At 58.4% G+C, this 21,149-nt stretch carries 17 protein-coding genes; 9 read left to right on the top strand and 8 right to left on the bottom strand.

All coding sequences use genetic code 11. The annotated features are described in order from the left end of the window. The first annotated feature begins 326 nt into the window (after positions 1 to 326). Positions 327 to 1,727, top strand: a complete 1,401-nt coding sequence (gene mdtD / locus ACR6AS_RS17900; RefSeq protein ID WP_111140931.1) for a multidrug transporter subunit MdtD — start codon at positions 327 to 329, stop codon at positions 1,725 to 1,727. Here mdtD and rbsR read toward each other — a convergent pair. The 7 genes from rbsR to ACR6AS_RS17865 form a co-directional block, all read right to left on the bottom strand. Beyond that, positions 1,724 to 2,707, bottom strand: a complete 984-nt coding sequence (gene rbsR / locus ACR6AS_RS17895) for a ribose operon transcriptional repressor RbsR (protein ID WP_111140932.1) — start codon at positions 2,705 to 2,707, stop codon at positions 1,724 to 1,726. The two genes, mdtD and rbsR, sit on opposite strands and share 4 nt — an antisense overlap. A 13-nt stretch (positions 2,708 to 2,720) precedes the next feature. Further along, on the bottom strand, positions 2,721 to 3,650 hold the full coding sequence (rbsK, locus tag ACR6AS_RS17890) for a ribokinase (protein ID WP_111140933.1): 930 nt from the start codon (positions 3,648 to 3,650) through the stop codon (positions 2,721 to 2,723). A 61-nt stretch (positions 3,651 to 3,711) separates the two neighbouring features. Then, entirely contained in the window at positions 3,712 to 4,587 is an 876-nt protein-coding gene (gene rbsB / locus ACR6AS_RS17885; protein WP_111140934.1) for a ribose ABC transporter substrate-binding protein RbsB, read from the bottom strand. 25 nt (positions 4,588 to 4,612) lie between these two features. Beyond that, positions 4,613 to 5,584 (bottom strand): ribose ABC transporter permease, encoded by a 972-nt coding sequence (rbsC, locus tag ACR6AS_RS17880; protein WP_111140935.1) that lies wholly within the window; start codon positions 5,582 to 5,584, stop codon positions 4,613 to 4,615. After that, complete coding sequence (gene rbsA, locus ACR6AS_RS17875) at positions 5,581 to 7,089, bottom strand: ribose ABC transporter ATP-binding protein RbsA (protein WP_111140936.1); 1,509 nt, start codon at positions 7,087 to 7,089, stop codon at positions 5,581 to 5,583. Before rbsA ends, rbsC begins: the two co-directional genes overlap by 4 nt. A 7-nt stretch (positions 7,090 to 7,096) precedes the next feature. Then, entirely contained in the window at positions 7,097 to 7,516 is a 420-nt protein-coding gene (rbsD, locus tag ACR6AS_RS17870) for a D-ribose pyranase (protein WP_111140937.1), read from the bottom strand. A gap of 226 nt (positions 7,517 to 7,742) precedes the next feature. After that, entirely contained in the window at positions 7,743 to 8,150 is a 408-nt protein-coding gene (locus ACR6AS_RS17865) for a YgiW/YdeI family stress tolerance OB fold protein (RefSeq protein ID WP_434163341.1), read from the bottom strand. Between the two features lie 164 nt (positions 8,151 to 8,314). Here ACR6AS_RS17865 and qseB point away from each other — a divergent pair, with 164 nt between their 5' ends. Both qseB and qseC read left to right on the top strand, forming a co-directional pair. Next, on the top strand, positions 8,315 to 8,986 hold the full coding sequence (qseB, locus tag ACR6AS_RS17860) for a quorum sensing response regulator transcription factor QseB (protein WP_434163338.1): 672 nt from the start codon (positions 8,315 to 8,317) through the stop codon (positions 8,984 to 8,986). After that, positions 8,974 to 10,329, top strand: a complete 1,356-nt coding sequence (gene qseC, locus ACR6AS_RS17855; RefSeq protein WP_434163335.1) for a quorum sensing histidine kinase QseC — start codon at positions 8,974 to 8,976, stop codon at positions 10,327 to 10,329. The genes qseB and qseC overlap by 13 nt, the downstream gene beginning before the upstream one ends. A gap of 15 nt (positions 10,330 to 10,344) precedes the next feature. On the opposite strand, the gene kup is transcribed toward qseC, so the two are convergent. Next, positions 10,345 to 12,213 (bottom strand): low affinity potassium transporter Kup, encoded by a 1,869-nt coding sequence (gene kup / locus ACR6AS_RS17850; RefSeq protein ID WP_434163332.1) that lies wholly within the window; start codon positions 12,211 to 12,213, stop codon positions 10,345 to 10,347. 289 nt (positions 12,214 to 12,502) lie between these two features. Between kup and ravA the strand changes: the two genes are divergently transcribed. The 6 genes from ravA to mnmG all read left to right on the top strand — a co-directional run bounded on the left by ravA (position 12,503) and on the right by mnmG (position 21,146). Further along, entirely contained in the window at positions 12,503 to 13,999 is a 1,497-nt protein-coding gene (ravA, locus tag ACR6AS_RS17845) for an ATPase RavA (protein WP_111140952.1), read from the top strand. Then, entirely contained in the window at positions 13,996 to 15,456 is a 1,461-nt protein-coding gene (gene viaA / locus ACR6AS_RS17840) for an ATPase RavA stimulator ViaA (RefSeq protein WP_434163330.1), read from the top strand. Before ravA ends, viaA begins: the two co-directional genes overlap by 4 nt. A 71-nt stretch (positions 15,457 to 15,527) precedes the next feature. Continuing rightward, on the top strand, positions 15,528 to 17,666 hold the full coding sequence (gene ovoA, locus ACR6AS_RS17835) for a 5-histidylcysteine sulfoxide synthase (protein ID WP_434163327.1): 2,139 nt from the start codon (positions 15,528 to 15,530) through the stop codon (positions 17,664 to 17,666). A 102-nt stretch (positions 17,667 to 17,768) separates the two neighbouring features. After that, positions 17,769 to 18,230: a transcriptional regulator AsnC gene (asnC, locus tag ACR6AS_RS17830; RefSeq protein ID WP_111140944.1), complete on the top strand. Its 462-nt coding sequence runs from the start codon at positions 17,769 to 17,771 to the stop codon at positions 18,228 to 18,230. 153 nt (positions 18,231 to 18,383) lie between these two features. Next, entirely contained in the window at positions 18,384 to 18,824 is a 441-nt protein-coding gene (gene mioC, locus ACR6AS_RS17825; protein WP_111140945.1) for an FMN-binding protein MioC, read from the top strand. A 432-nt stretch (positions 18,825 to 19,256) separates the two neighbouring features. Next, positions 19,257 to 21,146 carry a tRNA uridine-5-carboxymethylaminomethyl(34) synthesis enzyme MnmG gene (gene mnmG, locus ACR6AS_RS17820; protein WP_434163324.1) on the top strand — a complete coding sequence of 630 codons (1,890 nt, stop codon included), beginning with the start codon at positions 19,257 to 19,259 and terminating at the stop codon, positions 21,144 to 21,146. The last annotated feature ends 3 nt before the right edge of the window (positions 21,147 to 21,149 follow it).

Genomic DNA, 21,149 nt, shown 5'->3' with positions numbered 1-21,149 from the left:
ATTACGCTTTCCTCCTTCAGAGTCAACCTCTTTTTTCAGAAGTTTTCTCCGGCGGCGCAGTCTCCTGTGCCTCTCAATCCGTTTCCCGTTGCCGGTGTGCCGTGTTGATGGAGGCGCATTATAGGGAGTTTCGCCGGGCTGACAAGCGTTTCTTCAAATTAATTTACTGAGCGCCTCTTTTTTAAACGAACGGCTTAAAAAGCGACATTTAATGGCCGAATAGCGCACAAATATCGCCATGAAACGTTGTAAAGAGACCTGATGTGGCTGAAGGCTGGTGCTATTATTTTGCTTCTTCTCGCAGGAAACCCCAGGAAGGATACTCAATGATCAGATCTGCGCGCAGCATGGCTGGTTTGCCATGGATAGCGGCGATGGCCTTTTTTATGCAGTCGCTTGATGCCACCATACTGAATACTGCCCTGCCCGCTATCGCCACCAGCCTCGACCGTTCTCCCCTCGCTATGCAATCTGCTGTTATCAGCTACACCCTGACCGTTGCGATGCTGATCCCGGTCAGCGGCTGGCTGGCCGATCGCTTCGGCACCCGCCGGGTGTTTATCATTGCGGTTTCCCTTTTTACCTTCGGATCACTGGCCTGCGCGCTGTCGCCAACGCTCCAGGTGCTGGTCATATCACGCGTCGTGCAGGGCATAGGGGGCGCCATGATGATGCCGGTCGCACGACTCGCGCTGCTGCGCGCCTACCCGCGCAGTGAACTGCTGCCGGTGCTCAACTTTGTGACCATGCCCGGATTAGTCGGTCCGATCCTGGGTCCGCTGCTGGGCGGCGTGCTGGTAACCTATGCGACGTGGCACTGGATCTTCCTGATTAATATTCCGATAGGCATCATGGGCATTGTCTACGCCCGTAAATATATGCCGGACTTCACTACCCCTAAACGCCGCTTCGACTTTTTCGGCTTTCTGCTGTTCGGAGCCGGACTGGTGATGATCTCGATCGGGATTGAGCTGTTTGGCGAACGCGTGGTTTCTGCCTGGCTGGCGGGCGGAATATTATTCAGCGGCATTGTGCTGTTGCTTCTTTATATCGTGCATGCCCGGCGTCACCCTTCGCCGCTGATTAATCTGCCGATGTTTAAAACCCGCACCTTCTCCGTCGGCATCGGCGGCAACATAGCATCCCGTCTCGGAACCGGCTGCGTGCCATTTTTAATGCCGCTCATGTTACAGGTGGGTTTTGGCTACTCTGCGATTATTGCCGGCTGCATGATGGCGCCTGTCGCCATCGGTTCAATACTGGCGAAGTCGACGGTGACCCAGCTGCTGCGCTGGCTGGGCTATCGTCGCCTGCTGGTCGGCATCACAACGATTATTGGTATTCTGATCGCCAGCTTCTCTCTGCAGTCTCCGGCAGAAAGCATCATCGTGCTGCTACTTCCGCTGTTTATTCTCGGCATGGCCATGTCAACGCAGTTCACCGCCATGAATACCATTACGCTGGCCGATCTGGATGACGATAACGCCAGTGGCGGTAACAGCGTGCTGGCCGTGACGCAGCAGCTGGCCATCAGTTTTGGTGTGGCGGTCAGTGCAGCCGTGCTCCGCTTCTATCAGGAGTTTGAAACGAGCACCATTTCCCAGTTTCACGCCACGTTCCTGACGATGGGGGTAGTGACGGTGCTGTCGGCGCTGACCTTTATGCTGCTGAAAAACGGAGATGGACGAAATCTGATTAGCGATCGCGATAAGAAGAAAAAGCGTTAGACGGAGCCTCGCATGACCAGTTCCGGCGTCAGCACCAGCGTCTGCTGGCTGGCGTCGGGATGGCTGAGCCGGTAAAGCAGGGTATCAATCGCCAGTTCACCCAGCGCATCTTTGGGCTGATGAATGGTGCTGAGGGGCGGAGTGAGATAGCGCGCCAGTTCGATATCATCATATCCCATCACCGCCATCTGCTGCGGAACCTGTATGTCAGCCTGATAAAGTGCATGATAGACACCAACCGCCATCGCGTCGTTGCTGGTAAACACCGCCTGCGGCGGCGTTTCCAGCGACAGCAGTTCAACCATGCCGTTGTAGCCGCCCTGAAATTCAAAGTCGCCACTCACCACATAGCCAGGCAAAATCTCCAGGCCACTCTTTGTCATGGCGTTGCGATAGCCCTCCAGCCGCATACGCGCCGGGGTTTTATCCTGCGGCCCGGCGATACAGGCGATGCGGGTATAACCGCTGTCGATAAGGTGCTGCGTCGCCAGCTCGCCACCCAGCAGCGCGTTATCCTGAATGATGTCACTCCGCCCTTCAAAGGGTGCCCAGTCCATCATGACGGCCGGAATGGCGGGATAGCGGTTCAGGATGTCGGCCGACGGCAGATGACTTTCGGTGCACATGATCAGCAGGCCATCCACGCGCTTCTGCATCAGCGTTTCCAGGCTGCGGTTCATCCGCTCCTCGTCGCCCGCCGTGTTGCAGAGGATCAGGCTGTAGCCACGCTGGTAGCAGCTCTCCTCCACGCCCCGCACCACTTCAGCATAAAACGGGTTGCTGCTGGTCGTCAGCAGCATACCGATCGTGTGCGTCTGATTGATTTTCAGACTGCGCGCCAGGGCGGAAGGGGCATAATTGAGATGGCGTATCGCCTGCTCAACCTTCTCCCGTACACCGTCACTCACAAAGCGGTTGTTATTAATAACGTGCGAGACGGTGGAGGTGGAGACGCCCGCCAGCCGGGCGACATCTTTCATGGTGCTCAAGCGCTTAGCCCTGCTGCTGCAAAAATTCATCGATCTCCGCGCGCCACGGCACGGAGGGCTGCGCACCCGGTCGGGTAACGGCGATCGCGGCGGCGGCATGAGCAAATCGCACCGCGTCATACATCGGTTTCTGCTCCAGTCGCGCCGTAATAAAGGCACCGTTAAAGGTATCGCCCGCCGCAATAGTGTCGATGGCCTTTACGCTGAAGCCGGCAATACGCTGGCCCTCTCCCTGCTCGCTCAGCCAGACGCCGCGACGTCCCAGGGTAATCAGGACCGTATGGATGCCTTTGGCATGCAGCACTGCCGCCGCGCGCGCCGCATCGTCGTCGCTGTTGACCGCAATACCGGTCAGACTCTCCGCTTCGGTTTCATTCGGTGTGATGATATCGATTAACGCCAGCAGCTCATCGGAGAGCGGGGTGGCGGGCGCCGGATTCAGGATCACCTGGGTCTGATGCTGTCGGGCGAGTCTGGCAGCAGCCAGTACGCTCTCCAGCGGGGACTCCAGCTGCATTAATAGCGCATCAGCATCGGCGATCACCTGCTGATGACGCGTGACGTACGCGGGTGTCAGCGCCGCATTCGCGCCGGAGTAGATGCCGATATTGTTCTCACCTTCGCCGTTGACGAAGATCATCGCCACGCCTGTCGACTCACCCTCAACGATCCCGACCGGCGTGGTATCAATGTTGTCCTGCGCCAGCTGCTGACGGATACGTTCGCCGATGTCGTCAGCGCCCACACAGGCGATAAAGGCGATATCGGCACCCGCACGTCCGGCTGCGACGGCCTGATTGGCACCTTTACCGCCAAACGCAATCTGATAACCCTGCCCGATCACCGTTTCACCGGGACGAGGGAAGTGCGCCAGATTAAGGATGTGGTCAGCATTAATGCTGCCAAGAACGGCCAGTTTTGCGTTTTTGCTCATAGGGGAGTCCGGAATAAGTGCGCCACCGGAAGGGTGGCGCGGTGCCCTGCTTTTCTTTGAGTTATTGAGTGACCAGCTTCAGGTCGACCGGGTTGATCGCCTTCACCTTTTCACCCTTCAGCACTTTATCAGCGGTATCCACGCCGATCATGCCAATTTTGTCTGGCATCTGTGCCACGGTCGCAGACAGTTTGCCACCTTCGACGGCTTTCACGCCATCCGCGGTGCCGTCAAAACCTACCACGATCACACCGGTTTTACCGGCGGTCTGCAGCGCACGCAGTGCACCCAGCGCCATTTCATCGTTCTGAGCGAAGACAGCCTGCACATCCGGATGGGCCTGCAGCAGGTTCTGCATGACGTTCAGACCCTTGGTGCGGTCGAAATCAGCAGGCTGGCTGGCGAGGATCTGGAATTTGTGTGCATCTGCGGCTTGTTTGAAGCCTTCGCCACGTTCGCGGGCGGCAGACGTTCCGGCAATGCCCTGCAGCTCAATAATTTTGGCGTTTTCGCCCACTTTCTTCGCGATGTAGTCACCCGCCATTTTACCGCCGAAACGGTTATCCGAGGCGACGTGGCTGACAACGGTGCCCTGTGCGGCCACGCGGTCCAGCGTAATCACCGGGATCTTCGCCTGGTTCGCCATCTTCACGGCATTGCCTACAGCATCAGAATCGGTAGGGTTGATCAGCAGCAGTTTGGTGCCGCGCACCGTCAGATCCTGCACGTTCGCCAGCTCTTTCGCCGGGTTGTTCTGAGAGTCCAGCACCACCAGGTTGTAGCCCAGCTTGTCCGCCTCTTTCTGAGCACCCTCTTTCAGCGAAACAAAGAACGGGTTGTTCAGGGTTGAGACCACCAGTGCGATGGTATCTTTTGCCATCGCGCCGGTGCTGAGCGTTGCGCCAAGGATCGCAGCCAGTATGGTTAACTTTTTCATCTTGTTATCCTGTGTAAGGTCAGAGTTATTTACTGCTTTTATTATCCACCAGCACCGCCAGCAGGATGACTACCGCTTTAACGATCATCTGGTAGTACGAAGAAACACCCATCAGGTTCAGGCCGTTATTCAGAAAGCCGAGGATCAGCGCGCCAATCAGGGTGCCGAAAATACGCCCTTTACCGCCCGCCAGGCTGGTTCCGCCCAGCACGACCGCCGCAATCGCATCCAGCTCATAGCCGGTGCCTGCAGTAGGCTGTGCCGAGGAGAGACGTGCCACTTCGATCGTGCCCGCCAGCGCCGCCAGCATGCCACTCAGTGAGTAGACGATGATTTTGACGCGATTGACGTTAATGCCGGAAAGACGCGTTGCCGCCTCATTTCCGCCAAGGGCATAGATGTAGCGGCCCAGACGGGTGTGCTGCAGCATGTACCAGGCGGCGATGAAGACCAGCGCCATCAGCCAGACCGGCGCAGGAACGCCCAGCGGACGACCGATACCAAACCAGCCCAGCAGATCGGCATTGGCGCTGAAACCGGTGTTAATCGGGCTGCCATCGGTGTAGACCATGGTGACACCGCGCAGCAGCAGCATCATAACCAGGGTGGCGATAAATGCCTGTACCTTGCCGCGTGCCACAATCGTGCCGGTCACGCCGCCGATAGCCGCCCCCAGCGCCAGCGATGCCGCCACCGCGACGAGGGCATTCACTTCCATACCGACCAGCGAGGCGCCCACCGCACCGGTCAGGGCCAGCAGCGACCCCACAGAAAGGTCGATACCGGAGGTCAGGATCACCAGCGTCATTCCCACCGCCATAATGGCGTTAACCGAGGTCTGCTGCAGGATGTTGAACAGGTTCGCTACGGTAAAGAAGTTCGGGCTCTGGCTGGCCACCACGGCGATCAGCACCAGCAGCGCAATCAGCGACTTCTGTTCAAGCAGCCAGCTTTTGCTAAACCAGCGACGGCTGGCAGGTAAAGTTTGGGTCGTCATACCACTAAATCCTCGCTGTGTTGCTTGCCTACGGCGGCGGCCATCAGGCTCTCCTGAGTGGCCTCTTCCCGGGTAAATTCGCCGCTGATACGGCCTTCATGCATCACCAGAATCCGGTCGCTCATGCCCAGCACTTCCGGCATCTCCGAGGAGACCAGGATGATGCTCAGCCCTTCGGCTTTAAACTGGTTAATCAGTTGATAGATCTCTTTCTTTGCGCCGACATCCACACCGCGCGTCGGCTCATCCAGAATCAGCACGTCCGGACGGGTCATCAGACCGCGGGCTATCGCCACTTTCTGCTGGTTTCCCCCCGACAGCAGGCCGATCGGCTGCTCCATAGAGGGGGTTTTGACGTTAAACAGCCGGATGAAGTCGCCCACCGCCAGCTGCTCCGCCGCATGTTTCAGGGTGCCGCCACCGTGACTGAAATAGCGAAGCGCCGTCAGCGACATGTTCTCTTTTACTGACATCCCCAGCACCAGACCATCGCGCTTACGATCTTCAGAGATGTAGACGATGCCGTTAGCCAGCCCATCCTGCGGTGAACGCGTGACCACATCCCGGCCATTGAGCCACAGGGATCCGGCCCGACGCGGCAGCGCGCCATAGAGGACTTTCATCAGTTCGGTCCGGCCCGCGCCCATCAGGCCAGAGATGCCCAGAATTTCACCTTTGCGCAGGCTGAAGCTGACATCCTCCACGCCCGGGCCGCTGACGTTCTCCACCCGGAGACGCACCTCGCCGGGTGCCTGGTCGATATGGGGGTATTGATCTTCCAGTTTGCGGCCGACCATCATCTCGATCAGGCTCTCTTCGGTCAGCGCGCTGACCGGACGTTCAGCGATAAACTGACCATCGCGGAACACCGTGACGTCATCGCAGATCTCAAAAATCTCTTTCATACGATGCGAGATATAGACGATGCCGCAGCCCTGCGCTTTCAGCTCGTTGATCACCCGAAAAAGCGACAGCGTTTCGGTATCGGTGAGCGCATCGGTCGGCTCATCCATGATGATCACTTTTGACTCAAAGCTCAGCACCTTGGCGATCTCAACCATTTGCTGATCGCCAATCGACAAATCGCCCACCAGCTTATGGCTGCTGAAGCGCAGATTGAGTCGCTTCAGCAGTGCATCGGCTTCGGCATACATCCGTGACCACTGGATACGGCCAAACGTCGTGACATATTCGCGACCGAGGAAAATATTCTCCGCCACGGTTAACTGCGGGATCAGGTTCAGCTCCTGATGGATAATGCCAATACCCGCTTCCTGCGAGGCCTTTGGCCCACTGAAACGGGTCTCTTTGCCCAGCCAGCGCAGCGTACCGGCATCATACTGATAGATCCCGGTCAGCACTTTCATCATGGTGGACTTGCCTGCGCCGTTTTCGCCCACCAGCGCCATGACGCGTCCGGCCCGGACATTCAGCGACGCGCCTTTCAGGGCTTTTACACCCGGAAAGGATTTTTCAATGCCGTCGAGTTGCAGTAAAGGTTGCATAGCCGCCTCAGAAGGTCACACCGGCGCTGAGGATGACATTCGCAAACGGAGAGCACTCTCCGCTGCGAATGACCGCCTGACTACGCTGCGTTTGTTGTTTGAATGTCTCATGACTGATGTAGCGGATGGTGATGGTATTTCCCTGGTGCTGTTGCAAGGCTTCGAGCACGGCGATCAGCGCGCCATGAAGTGACGGATTGTGCTGCTTAATCTCCTCGGCGATCAGGGCGCCCTCGACCTGCATCTCCAGTGCAACGGCATTCACCACCTGCATAAAATCGGGCGTACCCGGCGTGAGCGCCAGATCGATGCGCTGCGGTCCTGCCGGGATCGGCAAGCCTGCATCGGCAATCGTCAGCGTATCCGTGTGTCCCAGGCGGGCAATCACATGAGAGAGTTCAGCGTTTAACAGGCGACCTTTTTTCATCTTTTCACTCCACAGCGAAACGTTTCGCTTCCGGGAGTGTATGAAAAGCCGTCAACAACTCAATCAGCAGATCAGAAATCTGTGATCGCTATCGAAACGTTTCGCTTACGCGGAGGACAATTTGCGTTAAGGTGGGAAGGAGCCGGAAAAAAGGGGCCGCAGAGGCGGCCCGGCATGAACGGAGACTGTCGGTTGCGGTCGGTGAAATGAACCTGTACCGCGAGGGTTAAGGCAGCTTCTTAACCTGCTTTACATCCAGCTCAACGCTGTTGAAATCTTTATCCAGTTCACCCGTCAGCTCAACGTTGTCCTGCGGCGAAATGGTCTGCCCGTTCCAGTGCTTACGATCGATCTCCACCTCCATCGTCCCGGTCTGGTCACGGAACAGATAATCTTCATGGCCGATCTGCTTTTCCAGCTTGCCACGCACGGTGATCCAGCTGTCATCCTTCATCTCTTCCGCCTGCTTCACGGTCACGACGCTGGTGTGGTCGGCTTTGAATCCGCCCTGACCCTCTGCGGTCTGCGTCTGCGCGGCGGGTGCGCTGGGATCAACAAATCCGCCCTGCTGGGCAGCAAAAACCGGTGCGGAAGCCAGCATTACGACGGCCAGAATTGCAGCGTGCTTTTTCATGGTGTACCCCTTTTTTTAAGTCATGTTGCCGGTGTGAATGAGCCCAGTAGACCACAGGGTTCTTAACAGCTTCTTAAGCGTTAAAAATAAGCGCGCTGCGCCGGAATCCGCTGTACAAGCCGGGAGGGGCTTCGTATAAAACGCTATCAGCAGAGGGAGACGGGATGCGTATTTTACTGATTGAGGACGATCGCCTGATTGGCGACGGCATTAAGGCGGGGCTGAGTAAGCTGGGTTTCAGCGTGGACTGGTTCACGTCGGGTGAGGCGGGCTTTAACGCCCTGGCGGCAGCGCCCTGGGATGCGGTGATCCTGGATCTCTCGCTGCCTGAGCGTGACGGCCTTGATATCCTGCGGCAGTGGCGACAGCAGGGCAACGATGTGCCGGTGCTGATCCTCACCGCCCGCGATGCGCTCGACCAGCGGCTCGAAGGGCTGCAGCAGGGCGCTGACGACTATCTGTGCAAACCCTTCGCCCTGACCGAAGTGGCCGCTCGCTTGCAGGCGCTGATCCGTCGCCGTCACGGCCAGCTGCAGCCTGAACTGCGTCACGGCAATGTGGTGCTGATCCCGGGCAGCCACAGTGTGATGTGCGATGGCGAGCCGGTTGCGCTGAAAAGCCGCGAACTGGCGCTGCTGGAACTCTTTCTGCGCAACCCCGGCCGGGTGCTGACGCGCAGCCAGCTGGAAGAGAAGCTCTACAGCTGGGATGCCGATGTCTCCAGCAACGCCGTGGAAGTGCATATCCATCATCTGCGTAAGAAGCTGGGCAGCCACTTTATCCGAACGCTGCATGGCGTCGGTTACACCCTGGGAGCCACCGGATGCGATCAATGAGCCTGTTTCTGCGGCTCGGCCTCGGTTTTGTGCTGCTGCTGGCGATCTGCTGGGGCAGTGCCAGCCTCAGCGCCTGGCATCAGACCCGCGAAACCCTGGATGAGCTCTTTGATACCCAGCAGATGCTGCTGGCCAAGCGCCTGCTGACGCTGGATTTCGCCTCGCTCGACAACGTTACACTGCCCACCACCAAAGCGATGCTGCGCCACCATCGCGGCGATCAGGATGACGACGCCCTGGCGTTTGCGGTCTTCACGCGCGACGGCAGGCAGGTACTGAACGATGGTGATAATGGGCGCTATCTGCCGTTTGAGGCGGAGTATCAGGGATTTCACGAGGGGCAGCTCACCAACGATGACGATCGCTGGCGATTCGTCTGGCTGACCACCCCCGACAGGCAGTTCCGCGTGGTGGTGGGCCAGGAGGTGGAGTACCGGGATGACATGGCGCAGGATCTGATGCGCGCCAGCGTTCTGCCGTGGCTGCTGGCGCTGCCTTTTATGCTGATGTTGCTGATCGCGCTGGTCTGGTCTGAACTGCGCCCACTGAAGACGCTGGCGCGACAGCTGGCGCAGCGCGCGCCGGATGACGACACGCCGCTGCAGGCTGACCGCGTGCCGAAAGAGGTTCAGCCGCTGATAGTCGCGCTTAACGGGCTGTTCAGCCGCATCAGCGCCATGGTGCAGCGTGAACGGCGCTTTACCTCCGATGCCGCTCATGAACTGCGCAGTCCGCTGGCGGCGCTGCAGGTGCAAAGCGAGGTGATCCAGCTGACGGCAGATGATGAAGTGATGCGCACCCATGCGCTGCAGCAGCTGGATACCGGCATCATCCGTGCGACCCGGCTGGTGGACCAGCTGCTGACGCTCTCCCGGGTGGAAGCGGAGGATGCCCGCAGCGCCTTCGAACCGGTGGCGCTGAAACGCACTGTGCAGGAGACGCTGGCTGCCCAGCTGCCGCTGGCGGATAAAACGGGCGTCACCCTGCGACTGCATGCGGAGGCCGATCCGCAGCTTCAGGGGAATCCGCTGCTGCTGTCACTGCTGGTGCGCAATCTGCTGGATAACGCCATTCGTTATACGCCCGCGGGCAGTGAAGTCGATGTGCGGTTAGCGGCGAACAGCCTGTCGGTTGAGGATAATGGCGAGGGGATGCGTGACGCCGATCGGCAACGGCTCGGTGAGCGTTTCTGGCGACCGCCGGGTCAGGAGAAAAGTGGCAGCGGACTGGGATTATCAATCGTCCGTCAAATCGCGCAGCTGCATGAGATGGAGGTCGCCTTCAGCCAGCGACCCGGCAGCGGACTCTGCGTCACGCTGCGCTGGTCAGCGCCCACCCCGTAAGGCGGGCGCGGCCGATCAGATCTCGACCTGGGTTCCCAGCTCAATCACCCGGTTTGGCGGGATCTCAAACTGGTCTGGCGCACGGAGCGCATTGCGCTGCAGCGCCAGGAAGAGTTTGCCGCGCAGGCGCAGATACCACGGACGCTTGCCGATGATCAGCGACTCGTGCGACATAAAGAAGGAGGTCTCCATCATGCGACAGTTCAGCCCTTCCAGCCCGCATCGATGGAAAATCTCCTCGACGTTAGGCGTTTCGCGCCAGCCGTAGCTCGCCACCACCCGCCAGAAGGTGGGCGACAGCTGCTCAATGGTGACGCGCCGCACGTTGTGAACGTAAGGGGCATCTTCTGTCCGCAACGTCAGCAGCACGACCCGCTCATGCAACACCTTGTTGTGCTTGAGATTGTGCAGCATGGCAAACGGAATCACATTCAGGGCGCGCGACATATAGACCGCCGTGCCAGGCACCCGAACCGGCGGCGACTTCTCCAGTGAGGCGATCATCGCCTCCAGGGAGTTGCCGTGCTCATGCATACGGCGCAGCAGGCGGAAACGTTCGCTTTTCCACGTCGTCATAATGATAAACATCACCATGCCGAGACAGAGCGGCAGCCAGCCACCCGAAAAGATTTTCACCAGGTTCGCCGTAAACAGCGGCACGTCGATACAGAGCATCAGCACCAGGATGACGCCGACCGCCAGCTTATGCCAGTGCCAGTTTTTCACGGCCACGGTGCAGGAGAGGATCGCGGTCAGCACCATCGTGCCGGTTACGGCGATACCATAGGCCGCAGCCAGGTTGCTGGAGTGCTCGAAGCTGATGATCACAATCAGCACCGCAAAATAGAGCACCCAGTTGATGACCGGAATATAGATCTGGCCCGATTCCCGCTCAGAGGTGTGAATGATGCGCATCCCCGGCAGATACCCCAGGCGCACCGCCTGACGGGTCAGTGAGAAGACCCCGGAGATGACCGCCTGTGACGCGATAACCGTCGCCAGCGTTGCCAGAATCAGCATCGGGATCAGCGCCCAGTCCGGCGCCAGCAGAAAGAAGGGGTTCTTAATCGCTTTGGGATCGCTGAGTAACAGCGCACCCTGACCAAAGTAGTTCAGCACCAGCGAAGGCAGCACTACCGAGAACCATGCCAGCCGGATCGGCACTTTACCGAAGTGCCCCATATCGGCATAGAGTGCTTCAACCCCGGTTATCGCCAGCACCACCGCGCCCAGGGCGAAGAAGGAGACCGATTTATAGTGCAGGAAGAACTCCACGGCATACGCGGGATTCAGCGCGTGCAGCACCTCCGGATTCTTCATGATGCCAAGACCGCCAAGCACGGCCAGCACCAGGAACCACAACAGCATCACCGGAGCAAAGAGTTTTCCCACCATGCCGGTGCCATGTTTCTGGATCACGAACAGCAGCGTCAGGACCGCAATCGACATCGGCACAATAAAGGGATCCAGCGACGGTGCGGCAATCTCCAGGCCTTCAATAGCTGACATCACCGAAATAGCCGGCGTGATCACCACCTCGCCATAGAAGAAGCTGCCGCCAATCAGGCCCATGATCACCAGTATCGCCGTGGCGCGCCCCCCGGTATGCCGGCCCGCCAGCGACATCAGTGTCAGAATGCCGCCTTCACCGGCGTTGTCGGCGCGCATCACATAACTGATATATTTCAGTGAGACCACCAGCACCAGCAGCCAGAAAATCAGCGACAGAAAGCCAAATACCGCTTCCCGTTCAACACCGAAGCCAAACTGTCCGGAGAGACATTCACGCAGGGTGTACAGCGGACTGGTGCCGATATCCCCGTAAACAACACCAATCGCGGCCAGCGTTAATCCACGAAGTGACTGCTTATTATCCGAGCTCATAGAGTTATCTTTTGTTGGAGTCTAAGAGGCGCAACACCCCTCGCTCAGGCCATCAAAAAGCGCACAGTATGCACGTATTGCCGAAAATTCCTATACCCGCTTCGCCTCTCAGTCCGGCTCACAGGGCCGTTTCAGGCGGTAAAGTCTCATTTAACGCCACTTTTAACCACGCAAACCTTCTGAAACAAAAAAGCTGACAGCTATCAACGCTTTCGCGCATGATGATCTATAGAGTAAGGCGCTTGCTTAAGCGCGGCGGCCCGACGATCGTAAGGATATTGATGTGATTATGGCTCAACCCCACCTTTTGGCAGAAAGAATTTCTCGCCTCAGCAATGCGTTAGAAAAAGGATTGTATGAGCGTCATCACGCCATTCGCCTCTGCCTGCTGGCGGCGCTGAGCGGTGAGAGCGTATTCCTGCTGGGACCGCCCGGTATCGCCAAGAGTCTGATTGCCCGCCGCCTTAAATATGCCTTTCAGCACGCCCGCGCCTTTGAATATCTGATGACCCGCTTTTCTACGCCGGAAGAGGTGTTTGGCCCGCTCTCCATTCAGGCGCTCAAGGATGAAGGACGCTATCAGCGTCTGACAAAAGGCTATCTGCCCGACGCGGAAATTGTCTTTCTGGATGAGATCTGGAAAGCCGGTCCGGCGATCCTGAATACCCTGCTGACCGCCATTAACGAACGCCGCTTCCGCAATGGTGACAGCGAAGAGAAAATCCCGATGCGGCTGCTGGTTACCGCCTCCAACGAGCTACCGGAAGCCGACAGCGGCCTTGAGGCGCTCTATGACCGGATGCTGATCCGTCTGTGGCTGGATAACGTGCATGAGAAGCAGAACTTCCGCAGCCTGCTGACCCACCAGCAGGATGAGCACGCCAATCCGGTGGCGGAATCGCTGCGCATCAGCGATGAAGAGTATGCGCAGTGGCAGCTTGGCATCAGCCAGGTCTCTCTGCCCGATGCGGTGTTTGAGCTGATTTATCAGCTGCGCCAGCAGCTGGAGAGCCAGCCCGCCGCACCCTACATTTCCGACCGTCGCTGGAAGAAGGCCATTCATTTGCTGCAGGCGAGTGCCTTTTACAGCGGGCGCAACGCCATTGCCCCTGTCGACCTGATCCTGCTGAAGGATTGTCTCTGGCACGACGTCGCCTCCATGCAGCTGCTGGAACGCGAAATCGATCAGCTGATGACGTTACACGCCTGGCAGCAGCAGTCGATGCTGCTTAAACTGCAGCAGATCAACGCGCGCCGCCTGGCGCTGCAGCAACAGCAGAGTATCGCCCAGGCGATCACCCTGGAGAAGCACAGCGGTATGTTCAGCCGCAAACCCCATTACGATATGCCGGAAAATCTCACCGATGAGCAGCTGACGCTGATGCTGCAGAAGCCGCTGACGCTGCACGATATGCAGGTGACGCATCTGGTGATCGCCCGTGACGCCCTGAATCAGTGGCTGCAGAAAGGGGGCGAGGTACGCGGCAAGCTGAACGGCATTGGCTTTGCCCAGAGTCTGGATTTACAGGTGGATGCGCAGCACTGTCTGGCGGTCCGGGATGTCAGCCTGCAGTCGTCGCGTCTCACCCTGCCTGGCGTCAACACCCGCGAGCCGCTGCCGGGTGAGATCAGTGAGGCACTGGATGCGCTGGAGAGCGAGCTGCGTTCCCAGCGCCATCTCTTCAGTCAGCATCAGCGCTGCCTCTTTATCAGCGATGACTGGCTGGCGCGGGTGGAAACCAGCCTGCAGGATGTGGCGGAACAGCTGAAACAGGCGCGTAAATGATCTCCGTGGAGACGCTCAGCACCCTGCTCTCGGTGGGGGAGACTGAACTGATTGAAGAGCTGATTATTGCTCTGCTGGCGTCTCCCCAGCTGGCGCTGTTTTTTGAAAAATTTCCCGGACTGAAAAAAGCGCTGCTGCGCGACGTGCCGCGCTGGCGCGCAGAGATCAATGCAGAACTCAAAGCTACGCCCGTTCCGGCGACGCTGGCGGAGGAGTTTCAGCTGTTTCAGCGGGTACAGCTGTTCAGCGATCGTGAATTCAGCCACCAGCTGGATACCACCCTTCAGGCGCTTGAAAGCCTGCCATCCCCTTTCCTTGATGAAGCACACCGGCTGCTGCAGCACGCGGAGACCCGTCAGCTCAGCAGCGCACAGCATCAGCTTTTTTTGCAGCGCTGGCGACTGAGCCTGACCTTACAGACCCTGACGCTGAATCAGGATTTGCTGGAGCAGCAGCGCGAGCGCCTGATGGCGGAACTGCAGCAGCGCATGGCGCTGAGCGGCCAGCTGGCACCGGTTCTCGGTGACGATGATGAAGCAGCCGCTGGCCGGTTGTGGGACATGAGCAAAGCGTCACTGCAGCCCGGCGACTATCAGCTGATGCTGCAGTATGGCGATTTTCTGGCGCAGCAACCTGAGCTGATGACGCTGGCCCGGCAGCTGGGACGCAGCCGGGAGGCCAAATCGGTGCCGTCACAGGAGGCCCCTCTGGAGGCCTTCCACCAGCTGGTGCAGGAGCCTGACGCCGTGCCGGAGGAGGTCAGCGGCATTCATCAAAGCGATGATGTGCTGCGTCTGCTGCCACCGGAACTCGCGGCGCTGAGCATCAGCGAACTGGAGCTGGAGTTTTACCGGCGGCTGGTTGAGAAACGGCTGCTGACTTACAGGCTGCAGGGTGACGCCTGGCATGAGAAGGTGATGATGCGTCCGGCCAGCCATCAGCAGCATGAAGAGCAGCCGCGCGGTCCTTTTATCGTCTGCGTCGATACCTCCGGTTCGATGGGCGGCTTTAACGAGCGCTGCGCCAAAGCCTTCTGTCTGGCGCTGCTGAAGGTCGCGCTGGCCGATCGTCGTCGCTGCTACATCATGCTGTTCGCGCATGAGGTGATTGGCTATGAGCTGACCGGCGATGACGGGCTGGAACAGGCGATCCGCTTCCTGAGCCAGCGTTTTCGCGGCGGCACCGACCTGGCCGCCTGCCTCTCCTCGGTGGTAACCCGAATGGAGGGCAGCCTGTGGCAGGAAGCGGATGCGGTGATCGTCTCTGATTTTATCGCTCAGCGCCTGCCGGAAGAGGTGATCGGCGCAATTAAAAAACGCCAGCGACATAATCAGCAACGTTTTCACGCCGTGGCGATGTCGGCCCACGGAAAACCCGGCATTCTGCGCATCTTCGACCATATCTGGCGCTTCGATACCGGCATGAAAAGCCGTCTGCTGCGCCACTGGCGCCGTTAAGTCATCTGACCGAAAAGCTTCTTTGCTATAGTAAATTACCGTTTCACTTACTCAGCAATCTGGAGCTTCCTGTGACGCTTGCTCAACCCCACCGCGATTTGCCAGCCCCGACGCGGACGTTATTGCTCTCCGGCCAGAACATTGAACAAAAACGTGCCGAATTGCTGGCCTATTTTCTTCAGACCTGGGAACAGTATGAAAGCCTGTTCACCTGTCTGGCCGATTCAAAGGCCTGGTTCAACAAAGCCATTCCGCTGCGCCATCCGTTAATCTTCTATTTTGGTCATACCGCGACGTTCTACATTAATAAGCTGATGGCCGGACGCCTGATCGACGCCCGCCTGGACGATCGCATCGAAGCGATGATGGCGATCGGCGTGGATGAGATGAGCTGGGACGATCTCAACGACAGCCACTATGACTGGCCGACCATTGACGCCGTGCGCGAATACCGCGGGCGCGTGAAGGCGCTGGTCAGCGATCTGATCCAGACCATGCCTGTTACGCTGCCAATCACCTGGGAAAGCCCGGCCTGGGTGATCCTGATGGGTATCGAGCATGAACGTATTCATCTGGAAACCTCCAGCGTGCTGATACGCCAGTTACCGCTTGAGTGGGTCCGGCCGCAGGCCGCCTGGCCGGTCTGTCCGATGGCGCGCCACCAGCGCGAAACCGTGCCCGCTAACAGCCTGCTGCCGATGCCCGGCGGCACCGTCACCCTGGGAAAAACCGACGATACCTATGGCTGGGATAACGAATATGGCCGTCAGCAGATCACGCTGCAGCCGTTCCAGGCGAGCAGGATGCTGGTCAGCAACGCGGAATATTTTGCGTTCGTCGAGGCTGGCGGCTATCAGGATCGCCGCTGGTGGGATGACGAAGGCTGGGGCTGGTGTCAGTTTGCCGATGCGGTAATGCCGACCTTCTGGGTGGGCACGCCTGAGATGCCCGATCAGCTAAAACTGCGCCTGATGTGCGAAGAAGTCGCCATGCCGTGGGACTGGCCTGCCGAGGTCAATCAGCTGGAGGCGGCCGCGTTCTGTCGCTGGAAAGCGGCGCAGACCGGTATGGCCATTCAGCTGCCCTGCGAAGCCGAATGGGCGCAGCTGCGTGAGCAGGTGGCTGGCGATCAGCCGGACTGGGAGCGGGCGCCGGGCAATATCAATCTGGCGTACTGGGCTTCCTCATCTCCGGTCGATCTGTTCGCGCAGGGCAGTTTCTTCGATATCGTCGGGAACGTCTGGCAGTGGACAACCACGCCGATCAACGGCTTCGAAGGCTTTGAAGTCCATCCGCTTTACGACGATTTCTCTACCCCAACCTTTGATGGCAAACATTCGCTGATCAAAGGCGGCAGCTGGATCTCGACCGGCAACGAAGCACTGAAATCGGCTCGCTATGCGTTCCGTCGCCACTTCTTCCAGCATGCCGGTTTCCGCTATGTCGTCTCCACGCATCAGGAGACCATGGCGCTGAACCCCTATGAGTCGGATGCGATGGTGTCGCAGTATCTCGATTTCCAGTATGGTCCGCGCTATTTCGGTGTCGATAACTACGCCGAAAGCCTGGTCAGGCTGGCGCTGGAGCACACCCACGCGCGCGGCGAGGCGCTGGACATCGGCTGCGCCACCGGCCGCGCCAGCTTCGAACTGGCCCGCCATTTCGACCGGGTGACCGGCATGGACTATTCGGCACGCTTTATCGATGTGGCGCTGCAGCTGGCCAGCGGCGAAGATTTCCGTTATCTGCTGCCCCAGGAGGGCGATCTGGTCGAATATCGCCAGGTTCGCCTGAAAGATTTCGTCCAGGAGAGCGCACTGGCGCAGCGGATCCAGTTTGTGCAGGGTGACGCCTGCAACCTCAAGCCACAGCCCGATCGTTACGATCTGGTGCTCGCCTCTAACCTGATCGACCGTCTGCGACAGCCTGCGCGTTTCCTGCGCGACGTGACGCCGATGCTGCGGCAGGGCGGCATTCTGCTGCTTTCATCGCCCTATACCTGGCTGGAGGCGTTCACGCCGAAGGAGAACTGGCTGGGCGGCGTGCGCGAAAACGGCGAAGCGCTGACGACGCTACAGGCGCTGCAACGTCTGCTGGCGGCCGACTTCGAGCAGGTCGGCGAACCGCAGGATGTGCCCTTTGTGATCCGCGAAACGGCCCGCAAGTTCCAGCACACGCTGGCGCAGGTCACGCTCTGGCGTAAACGTTAAGTGAACCGGCAGCGGCGCCCGTCGCTGCCGGGAGTTGCCTGAATCGCTATTTTGCTGCACATTCACCCCTGTTACTCAAGCAGACCTATAACGAGGATGGCCATGGCCGAACACCTGCAGCTCGATAATCTGGATCGCGGCATTCTGAATGCCCTGCTGGAGAATGCGCGCACCGCTTACGCCGAGCTGGCAAAACAGTTTAACGTCAGCCCCGGCACCATTCATGTGCGCGTAGAGAAGATGAAACAGGCGGGGATTATTCTGGGCACCCGCGTGGATATCGATCCCCGCCAGCTGGGGTTCGATGTCTGCTGCTTTATCGGTATCATCCTGAAAAGCGCCCGCGACTATCCGGCGGCGCTGAGCAAGCTGAACGCGCTGGATGAGGTGGTTGAAGCTTGGTACACCACCGGCCACTACAGCATCTTTATTAAAGTGATGTGCCGCTCGATCGACGCTCTGCAACAGGTGTTGATCAACAAGATCCAGACCATCGATGAAATCCAGTCCACGGAAACCCTGATCTCGCTGCAAAACCCGATCATGCGCACCATCAAACCCTGATCCCTCTCGCCTGTGCATAATCTTATCCCTGACGAATGTGGCGGCTGACAACGGCTGCGTTCGCCTCTCCTGATCTATTAACCCTGTTGTCCACAGGTGGATCACCGCTTGATCACAGCGTACAATGCTCGCCTTAATGTCCGGGAGAGCAAGATGGCCGATATTACCTTAATCAGTGGCAGTACCCTGGGTAGCGCAGAGTACGTGGCTGAACATCTGGAAGAAAAATTACAGGATGCGGGCTTCTCAACGCAGATGCTGCACGGCCCGACGCTGGATGAGCTGCCGGCCAAGGGGATCTGGCTGGTGGTCAGCTCCACCCACGGTGCAGGCGATATTCCCGATAATCTGCTGCCGCTCTTTGAAGCCATTCGTGACACGCAGCCCGACCTCTCTCAGGTGCGGTTCGGTGCCGTCGGACTCGGCAACCATGAATATGATCTCTTTTGTGGTGCGATCCGCCAGATTGAAGCACAGCTGATTGCCCAGGGTGCGCACCGGATCGGCGATCGTCTGGAGATTGACGTGCTGGAGCATGAGATCCCCGAAGATCCGGCGGAGGCCTGGCTGGAAAGCTGGAAAAGCGCGATCTGAAGGCGGTCGGGGATCGCGAAATCGTCACGATCCCCAGTGGAAGATGCTGAATTTATCCTTTTTCACTCTTTTGTTTTGTGGATAACTACCCCTCAATCGTGCGTATAACCGGTAGTTATCCAAAGAACAACCCGAGAACGTTTTTTGAGCTGTGGATAAGCGGGCTTTTTGATCCCAGCTTATACGGATCAGGATCACCGATCATTCACAGCTAACGATCCTCTTTATCCTGTTGTTTCTGCTCCTATTCTGACAGATATCCACAGGGGGACGGGATCCTAATAAGAGATCTAACAGAAAGATCATATACAGATCTAAGATCCTTTCTTTTAAAACCTGACGATCCCGCGACTTTCACCCCAGCCGGAATTTGAGTAGAATCCACGCCCCAGGACGACGATCCTGCACGTTAATTAACCGAGGTACCACTTCATGTTTTATCAGGATCCTTTTGACGTCATCGTAATTGGTGGTGGTCATGCGGGCACCGAAGCCGCAATGGCGGCCGCCCGAATGGGTCAGCAAACCCTGTTACTCACCCATAACATTGATACGCTTGGACAAATGTCCTGTAACCCGGCGATCGGTGGCATTGGCAAAGGACATCTGGTGAAGGAAGTGGATGCCTTAGGGGGTCTGATGGCCCGTGCGATCGACCAGGCGGGTATCCAGTTCAGGATACTAAACGCGAGCAAAGGGCCGGCCGTCCGGGCGACCCGTGCGCAGGCGGATCGCGTGCTCTATCGTCAGGCCGTGCGCACGGCACTGGAGAATCAGCCTAACCTGATGATCTTCCAGCAGGCGGTCGACGATCTTATCGTGGAAAACGATCGCGTCGTGGGCGCGGTCACCCAGATGGGCCTGAAGTTCCGCGCAAAAACCGTAGTTCTGACCGTCGGCACCTTCCTTGATGGCAAAATTCATATCGGTCTGGACAACTACAGTGGTGGTCGCGCTGGCGATCCGCCGTCCATTCCGCTGGCAAAACGCCTGCGTGCGCTGCCGCTGCGGGTGAACCGCCTTAAGACAGGTACGCCGCCGCGCATCGATGCGCGCTCCATCGATTTTTCGGTGCTGACGCCGCAGCACGGTGACAACCCGATGCCGGTCTTCTCCTTCATGGGCAGTGCTGCTGAACATCCGCAGCAGGTGCCGTGCTGGATCACCCATACCAACGAGAAAACCCATGAGGTGATCCGCAGCAACCTGGATCGCAGCCCGATGTACGCCGGGATTATCGAAGGGATCGGCCCGCGCTATTGCCCGTCGATCGAAGATAAGGTGATGCGCTTTGCCGATCGCAACTCGCATCAGATCTTCCTGGAGCCGGAAGGGCTGACCAGCAACGAGATCTATCCGAACGGTATCTCTACCAGCCTGCCGTTTGACGTACAGATTCAGATCGTCCGCTCGATGCTGGGCATGGAGAACGCGAAGATCGTGCGCCCTGGCTATGCCATTGAGTATGACTTCTTCGATCCGCGCGATCTGAAACCGACGCTGGAGAGCAAATTTATTCACGGCCTGTTCTTCGCCGGCCAGATCAACGGCACCACCGGTTATGAAGAGGCGGCTGCGCAGGGGATGCTGGCCGGTCTGAATGCGGCCCGTCAGTCTGCTGACAAAGAGGGCTGGGCGCCGCGTCGTGACCAGGCTTATCTGGGCGTGCTGGTTGATGACCTCTGCACACTCGGCACCAAAGAGCCGTACCGCATGTTTACCTCGCGTGCTGAGTACCGTCTGATGCTGCGCGAAGATAATGCCGATCTGCGCCTGACCGAAACCGGTCGTGAGCTTGGCCTGGTGGATGATGCGCGCTGGGCACGTTTCAATCAGAAGCTGGAAGCGATCGAACAGGAGCGTCAGCGTCTGCGTGATATCTGGGTTCATCCGAAGTCCGATCATGTGACAGATGTGAACAGGGTGCTCAGTGCGCCGCTGACCAAAGAGGCCAGTGGTGAAGATCTGCTGCGCCGCCCGGAAATGACCTATCTGAAGCTGATGACCCTGGAGAGCTATGGTCCGGCACTGGCAGACGAGCAGGCCGCAGAGCAGGTTGAGATCCAGGTCAAATATGAAGGCTATATCGCGCGTCAGCAGGAAGAGATCGATCGCCAGTTGCGTAACGAGAATACGCTGCTGCCGGTGGAGCTCGACTATCGTCAGGTCAGTGGCCTCTCAAACGAGGTGATCGCCAAGCTGAACGATCATAAGCCGACGTCGATTGGTCAGGCGACCCGCATCTCGGGCATTACGCCGGCGGCCATCTCAATTCTGCTGATCTACTTGAAAAAACAGGGTCTGCTGCGCAAAAGCGCCTGATCT

Source organism: Pantoea phosphatilytica (genome assembly GCF_051025615.1).
Classification (GTDB): domain Bacteria; phylum Pseudomonadota; class Gammaproteobacteria; order Enterobacterales; family Enterobacteriaceae; genus Pantoea.
Note: the sequence above shows the minus strand (reverse complement) of the source record. Positions and strands in the feature narration are given on the sequence as shown.

Bases quoted from the DNA above. Each gene is read 5' to 3' on its own strand.
- mdtD (WP_111140931.1), top strand. From the start codon at position 327: ATGATCAGATCTGCGCGCAGCATGGCTGGTTTGCCATGGATAGCGGCG.
- rbsR (WP_111140932.1), bottom strand. From the start codon at position 2,707: ATGAAAGATGTCGCCCGGCTGGCGGGCGTCTCCACCTCCACCGTCTCG.
- rbsK (WP_111140933.1), bottom strand. From the start codon at position 3,650: ATGAGCAAAAACGCAAAACTGGCCGTTCTTGGCAGCATTAATGCTGAC.
- rbsB (WP_111140934.1), bottom strand. From the start codon at position 4,587: ATGAAAAAGTTAACCATACTGGCTGCGATCCTTGGCGCAACGCTCAGC.
- rbsC (WP_111140935.1), bottom strand. From the start codon at position 5,584: ATGACGACCCAAACTTTACCTGCCAGCCGTCGCTGGTTTAGCAAAAGC.
- rbsA (WP_111140936.1), bottom strand. From the start codon at position 7,089: ATGCAACCTTTACTGCAACTCGACGGCATTGAAAAATCCTTTCCGGGT.
- rbsD (WP_111140937.1), bottom strand. From the start codon at position 7,516: ATGAAAAAAGGTCGCCTGTTAAACGCTGAACTCTCTCATGTGATTGCC.
- ACR6AS_RS17865 (WP_434163341.1), bottom strand. From the start codon at position 8,150: ATGAAAAAGCACGCTGCAATTCTGGCCGTCGTAATGCTGGCTTCCGCA.
- qseB (WP_434163338.1), top strand. From the start codon at position 8,315: ATGCGTATTTTACTGATTGAGGACGATCGCCTGATTGGCGACGGCATT.
- qseC (WP_434163335.1), top strand. From the start codon at position 8,974: ATGCGATCAATGAGCCTGTTTCTGCGGCTCGGCCTCGGTTTTGTGCTG.
- kup (WP_434163332.1), bottom strand. From the start codon at position 12,213: ATGAGCTCGGATAATAAGCAGTCACTTCGTGGATTAACGCTGGCCGCG.
- ravA (WP_111140952.1), top strand. From the start codon at position 12,503: ATGGCTCAACCCCACCTTTTGGCAGAAAGAATTTCTCGCCTCAGCAAT.
- viaA (WP_434163330.1), top strand. From the start codon at position 13,996: ATGATCTCCGTGGAGACGCTCAGCACCCTGCTCTCGGTGGGGGAGACT.
- asnC (WP_111140944.1), top strand. From the start codon at position 17,769: ATGGCCGAACACCTGCAGCTCGATAATCTGGATCGCGGCATTCTGAAT.
- mioC (WP_111140945.1), top strand. From the start codon at position 18,384: ATGGCCGATATTACCTTAATCAGTGGCAGTACCCTGGGTAGCGCAGAG.
- mnmG (WP_434163324.1), top strand. From the start codon at position 19,257: ATGTTTTATCAGGATCCTTTTGACGTCATCGTAATTGGTGGTGGTCAT.